This window comes from Oleiphilus sp. HI0117, assembly GCF_001635235.1.
On sequence record NZ_LWGA01000774.1, the window covers coordinates 1 to 5903 of the forward strand.

Genomic DNA, 5903 nt, shown 5'->3' on the forward strand with positions numbered 1-5903 from the left:
ATAATATTGAAACGTTGCTAATATATGCTGCGGCTTATCATTTTGAGACTGATGAAGCTATTAAAACTCAATTGGCTGCTAGGGCAAATAAGTTATATGATGGTTGGGTTAATGCTAATTGTGCTGGAATTGGCTCTACGATGAGGATGTGGAACTGGCAGCATCGATCTAATTCAGTTCGTACATGGCTATGGGTTGCTCCATCCACATCGGGGTCTTCAGGTGGTATTGACGGTTCGAGTGGCTCTGAAGTAAGCCCACCGAAAAGCCCTATTGGTTTTCAGGCGTCGCTTTTAGCAGCGGATGGGTCAATAGAGTATACTGGTGGTACTGATTCTATGGATGATTCAAGTGCTGGTGATGTAGAAAATGACTCTGCCAATGGAGCTGCCGGCCAATTGGGAGACCCTGAAAATAGTAATGTGACAGCAATGGTTTATATTGCAACAACTACATGTAGTGAAGGTGATGATCCGCATTGGCAATGTGGCGGCCAGTGGCACCCATATAATACAATCAGTCCTACCTCTCTTATTGCGATTTGTCCTACTGGGGGGGGGACCTATCTAGGATGCTACGAGGTCGATAAATACGTACCTTTTAGCGAGGTTGTCACCACGGATGGCTTGTTAAGATGCGAAGGACAAGTAGATGTCGGTAGTACACGCAATGGTTGTAGTTATCATTCCTTTGCCTTATTCTCAGAATTGTAAGGCCCTTCATATAATCTAGGCCTCATAAAGGGGCCTTTATCTTTTTCTAGTTCTTAGATTTTAATTTCAAGTGCTGTATTTGAGTTGTTCTATCAGTTAAAGCTCATATGATTTGAAAAACGTTATACAATTGCCATTTTAGATAAATCTACACATTTAAAAAAAGGGAGGGGGGGTGAACTACCGCAGTGATATAGATGGCCTTCGGTCAATCGCAGTCTTTTTAGTTATTATAAACCATGTCGGTTTTAGCTTTTTTCCCGGTGGATTTATTGGGGTTGATGTATTCTTCGTACTATCAGGTTTTTTGATCACTACGATAATTGCCGAGAAGCTTAAGCTGGGGCGGTTTGAGTTTGGAGCTTTTTTCGTTCGTCGTATTAAACGACTCCTTCCAGCTAGTTTTTTCGTTATTATAGTTTCTGCTCTGTTTTTTACCTGGATTATGTTACCTCAGGACTTAGTCAGGTTTTACCAAAGTATTATATGGATTGTATTTTATCTGGGAAATTTCTTTTTTTGGAAGCATCATGGAGGATATTTTGGCGGAGATGCCCAGGAAGCGCCTTTGCTTCATACCTGGTCTCTTGCTGTAGAAGAACAGTATTATTTTATTTGGCCCGTGATTATGGCTGTTTCGTTTAAATGGTTTGGAATAAGGAAAAGCATATATTTTTTCCTGTTAATGTTTATAGCTTTAGCGGTGATCTCTCAATGGGGGACTGAAATAACTTTTGGTGCTGCTTATTATCTATTACCGACACGCTTTTTTGAGTTGATGGCAGGTTCATTATTGGCTCTTGTTTGGCCTAGGTTGCCGAAATTGGGGTATTCGAAGTCTTCGGTCGTATCTGTATTGGGTTTGGTTTTGATATTTGGAAGTTCATCAATTCTAACAGAGCATTCTCAGTTTCCTGGTTATAATGCTTTATATCCAGTACTAGGTACAGTATTGTTGATTTATTCACAAGGTGGCTTAATTAATAAGTTACTCTCTATGAGAGGGTTTGTCTTTACCGGCAAAATATCCTATTCAATGTATCTTTGGCATTGGCCAATCATAGTGTTCCTCCGATATATGTCTGTGGAGCTGACTCTGATAGTGCAGCTTTTGATTATTGTTCTGACTTATCTAGTCTCAGTATTAACTTGGCGTTTCATAGAGCAGCCATTTCGAGAGTCAGGCGATACTGAGTTTAGATCTGTTGTATTAAAAATGTTCTTACTGCCAGCTGTCATAATTTCGATTCTGGTGACTATCGGGATTTGGAACAAAGGATTTCCTTCCAGATTTGAACCAGCAGTATTGAAGATGGAATCTGCTTTAAACTCTCATCCAGATATAGCGCGAGCGGGTTGTCACTCTCCATTAAGGTATAGCTCGCGTTTACCTCAAGCTAATTGTGTCGAGGGTGATGATGATCTGAAAAGCCTTGATTTGGAAAGTGCTGAAGTAATTATTATTGGGGACTCTCACGCAAATCACTTTGTTCCGTTTATGCAGAAAATAGCATTTGATGCCGATAAAAGTATATTGGATTACACTTTGGATCAATGCATTCCTGTATTTGACATTTTATGGGGGCAAAACTCATACAAAGCTAATAAATGTCATGAAAGAAACAGAATAGCAAGGGAGTATATTGAGTCATCTAATTTAGAGTTTGTCGTTCTAGCTGCTTCGTGGCCTGGAGAGTCGACAACCAAATTATTTGACCCAGACCGAGTTGTGGATGTTGAACGAAAACGGAATATATTAATGGATAGATTAGATTCAATGATTTCTTTTTTAGAGAAAAAGGAGATTAAGGTCATTATTCTGGAGGATACTCCGGACCTAGGGGGAGAAACACCTAAGTGTCCAATAAAGAAGGTGGTGTTTGATTCTGAACTTGACTGTCAAGTGATACGACCGGTTAATGTTTTTATAAGCGATATATTCGAAAACTTGCAGAAGAAATATCCTCGTATCCAAGTGATTAAAACTCGAGAGTTATTTTGCAAAGAGTTGATCTGTGAGATGTCTCTCAATGGCGTGCCTCTTTATCGTGATGATGACCATCTCAACTTAGAAGGGGCGAACCAATTGGGTGAGTCTTATCTAGAATTAAATTCTAATCCTTTGTTGTTTTGAAATATAAGGTGAGTTTATGAGTGTATTTTTTGCGGTTAGTTTTTTGTTCATTTTTTATGTGTTTATAGGTTATCCCTTAGTCTTAAGGTTAAGGGAAAAAGAGAAAAGGTTACCATCACCAGTTGATCAGCAGTTCCCTTATGTGACTGTATTGCTGGTTGTATGCAATGAAGAGAAAAATATCGAGACAAAGTTACATAATCTACTGGATTTAGATTACCCAGAAGATAAATTGAGTGTCTTAGTGGTTGATGACGCGAGTGAGGACCAAACTTTAAGAAGAATTGCCTTAATTAACTCGCAACGAATTGGTGTTATAAGCGTTGATTCACGCTTAGGTAAGCCAAACGGGCTTAATTTGGGGATGGCCAAAATTGATTCCGAATTGGTGTTAATGGTTGATGCAAGACAAACAATTAGTGAATCTGCTGTTAGGCACTTAGTAAGCTGGTTTCAAGATGGAGAGTATGGGTTAGTGAGTGGAGAGTTAAGTTTCCATTCAGAAAATGAGAATGATTTTTCAAAGGGTGTAGATGCTTATTGGAGGTATGAGAAAATGATACGCAAGGCAGAAGCGAGCATCGGTAGTGTGCCAGGAGTGACGGGCGCAATATACATGATTAGACGCGCTGCATTTCAACCGATTCCTGTTGGTACGCTCATTGATGACGTACTGATCCCTATGCAGGCGATTAGAAAAGGGTATCGAGTTGGCTACGATGAGAGAGCTAAGGCTTGGGATGTGCCTTCTTCAGATGTGGCAAATGAGAAAAGAAGAAAAGTGCGTACGCTAGCGGGTAATTACCAGTTGATGGTATGGTTTCCGAGCTGGATTTTCCCCGGTGGCCACCCAATTTGGTGGCAGTTTTTGAGCCATAAGATTCTTCGTTTAGCTGTTCCTTTTATGCTTTTGGTTCATGTTATTTGCTCATGTTCGCTCGCTACAAACAGTGTGTTTTTTTCGATCTACTTCGGGGCGCTTATTATGGGATTGTTGTCATATCCGGTGAGTTTGTACTTTAAATCGATTTCTAAGATTAGGGTGTTGAGAATTATTAGTTCCTTCGTGGCGCTTAATTGGTTTAACTTTCTTGCTTTTGTGCAGTTTGTGAGAGGGCAGGAGGGGGAGTTATGGCGGAAATAAAATCTGCTATCTTGAGTTGCCATCTATTTATATTAGGAACGGTGTATGTCTAATATTGTTCATGCTTTATCGAGTTTAGAAATTGGGGGGGCAGAACGCTTTGTTTTGGATCTGAGCGAAGTGCAATCAGAGTCGGGTAGCCAGGTTACAGTATTTTCCTGTAGTGCAGAAAGAGGTCTCCTTGTTGACGAGTTTTCGAACTTGAAGTCTGATTACTTACTTTCTAGTTCTAATCGATTTATTGATTATAAATCTATATGTTCTTGTTTCGTTTCCCAGCAAGAAAATGTATTGCATATTCACAGTCCATGGGTGTTGAGATACCTATTTTTTCTCTTGCCTCTCTTATATTTAAAGGGAGTTAGAATAATATACACCCGTCATGGGTTAAATCCTTTGCCCGGATATGTCTGGGGCTTTGTTCATTTCTTTGCGCGGCTTTGGGTGGATTGGGTTACCTTTGTTTCTGATGCTGGTTCAGAGGTCTTTTCAAGGCGCTTTGGGTGGCCCAGAGGTATGTTTCGAACTATCGCTAATGGTGTGTTTATTCCTAAGTCTTATGAGAGAGTTGGCGGGAATGAAGGCCTGAGGGTGGGATCTGTTGGACGTATGGTCAAGTTGAAAGCTCAGGAAGATTTGATTATGGCAATGGAAAAAATCAGAAGTTCTAGGGGTGATCATCCTGAAGTTCATTTTTTTGGAGATGGTCCAGAGAGAGATAGCTTGGTACAAAGAGCGTCTAATTGTTTGGATTATGAAAAAGTGTTTTTCCATGGAATGGAGCTTCAAAGGTCTAAGGTTTATAGTTCTTTTGATTTACTAATTGTATGTTCGGAGCAGGAAGGATTGTCGCTCGCAATTATGGAGGCAATGGCTAGAGGGGTTCCCGTGATTGCTACTCGTGTAGGTGATAGTCCAAGGCTGGTTGTAGATGGTGTAACTGGTTACCTGTATGATTATCAAGATGTTGATTGTTTAATAGAACTGATCAATAAGTTTATAGATCAGCCTAGCTTGTTGCATGATTTTGGACTGCGAGCGAGACAGTATATGTCAGAGACTTTTTCTATGGAAATGACCAGGAAGGAATACCAATATTGTTATAAGCATAACAGCGAGTAGAAATTATTATTTTTAGTGGTTTTGTTTTAAGTTGATCTATATCTCAAAGTAAGCTTTAGTGAGGCCTCGTTTGAGGGACTGTACGGCTATATATAGATGGTAATAGCATTTGTCCGGTCATGTATGCGGAGTTGTTAGATAGGGTGCAGCGCTTGATATCGAATGGATCTATTGCTTGCTTGTTATAGCCTGTATTGTATGAAAAACCTATTTTATAACCTGCCTTCTTAACAAGTTCTTTTGTTTTGCTGGTGAAGTGGTCGTATCCGCCAACAGGGTAAGAAAAGCTTTGAACTGTGCGTCCCACTTTTTCTTCCAAAATTTCTTTAGACTCCTTAAGTTCCTGAAACTGAGTTTGTTCATCTAATGTTGCTAATACTCGATGTGAGTGGGTGTGTGAGCCGATCGCTACGTTATCTTCCGGCAAGCTTTTAATTTGTTCCCAGCTCATCCATTGAGCCGATTGCTCTTCTATAGAAGGTAGTGCTACTTCACAAGAGTTAGATAGTCCTTCGATCAGGTCTTTTGTATGCTCATATGGTGTTAATTTAAATCTAGCCAGTGCGGCTTGAATAGAGCTTGCTTTTTCATGCGCATTGGTAATAGGAAAGCTTTGATTGCCAATGTTAATGTTACTTTTCTTACTTTGAGAGATTAGATAGGAGGAAAGGTCCCACCAGCCAAGCTTTCTATTTTCTATAGGGAGAGTTGGAATAAAATAAATCGCAGGTAGTTTATATTGCTTTAATAAGGGGCGGGCTATTGTGTAGTTGTCGACGTAGCCGTCATC

5 protein-coding genes are annotated in these 5903 nt (G+C 40.0%); 4 read left to right on the forward strand and 1 reads right to left on the reverse strand.

The window, feature by feature from the left end; all coding sequences use genetic code 11:
• The 4 genes from A3757_RS26765 to A3757_RS12540 form a co-directional block, all read left to right on the forward strand.
• Window positions 1-713, forward strand: a 713-nt coding sequence (locus A3757_RS26765; protein ID WP_197470026.1) for a hypothetical protein, incomplete at its 5' end; no start/stop codon positions are given.
• A 175-nt stretch (window positions 714-888) separates the two neighbouring features.
• The gene (locus A3757_RS12530; protein ID WP_068553579.1) at window positions 889-2847 is read left to right on the forward strand and encodes an acyltransferase family protein; all 1959 of its coding nucleotides are present in this window, start codon (window positions 889-891) and stop codon (window positions 2845-2847) included.
• Window positions 2848-2863: 16 nt separating this feature from the next.
• On the forward strand, window positions 2864-3991 hold the full coding sequence (locus A3757_RS12535; protein ID WP_068553578.1) for a glycosyltransferase family 2 protein: 1128 nt from the start codon (window positions 2864-2866) through the stop codon (window positions 3989-3991).
• A gap of 45 nt (window positions 3992-4036) precedes the next feature.
• Window positions 4037-5113 (forward strand): glycosyltransferase family 4 protein, encoded by a 1077-nt coding sequence (locus A3757_RS12540; RefSeq protein WP_068553577.1) that lies wholly within the window; start codon window positions 4037-4039, stop codon window positions 5111-5113.
• 55 nt (window positions 5114-5168) lie between these two features.
• On the opposite strand, the gene A3757_RS12545 is transcribed toward A3757_RS12540, so the two are convergent.
• The coding region (locus tag A3757_RS12545; protein ID WP_156506301.1) for a polysaccharide deacetylase family protein at window positions 5169-5903 on the reverse strand (735 nt) is incomplete at its 5' end.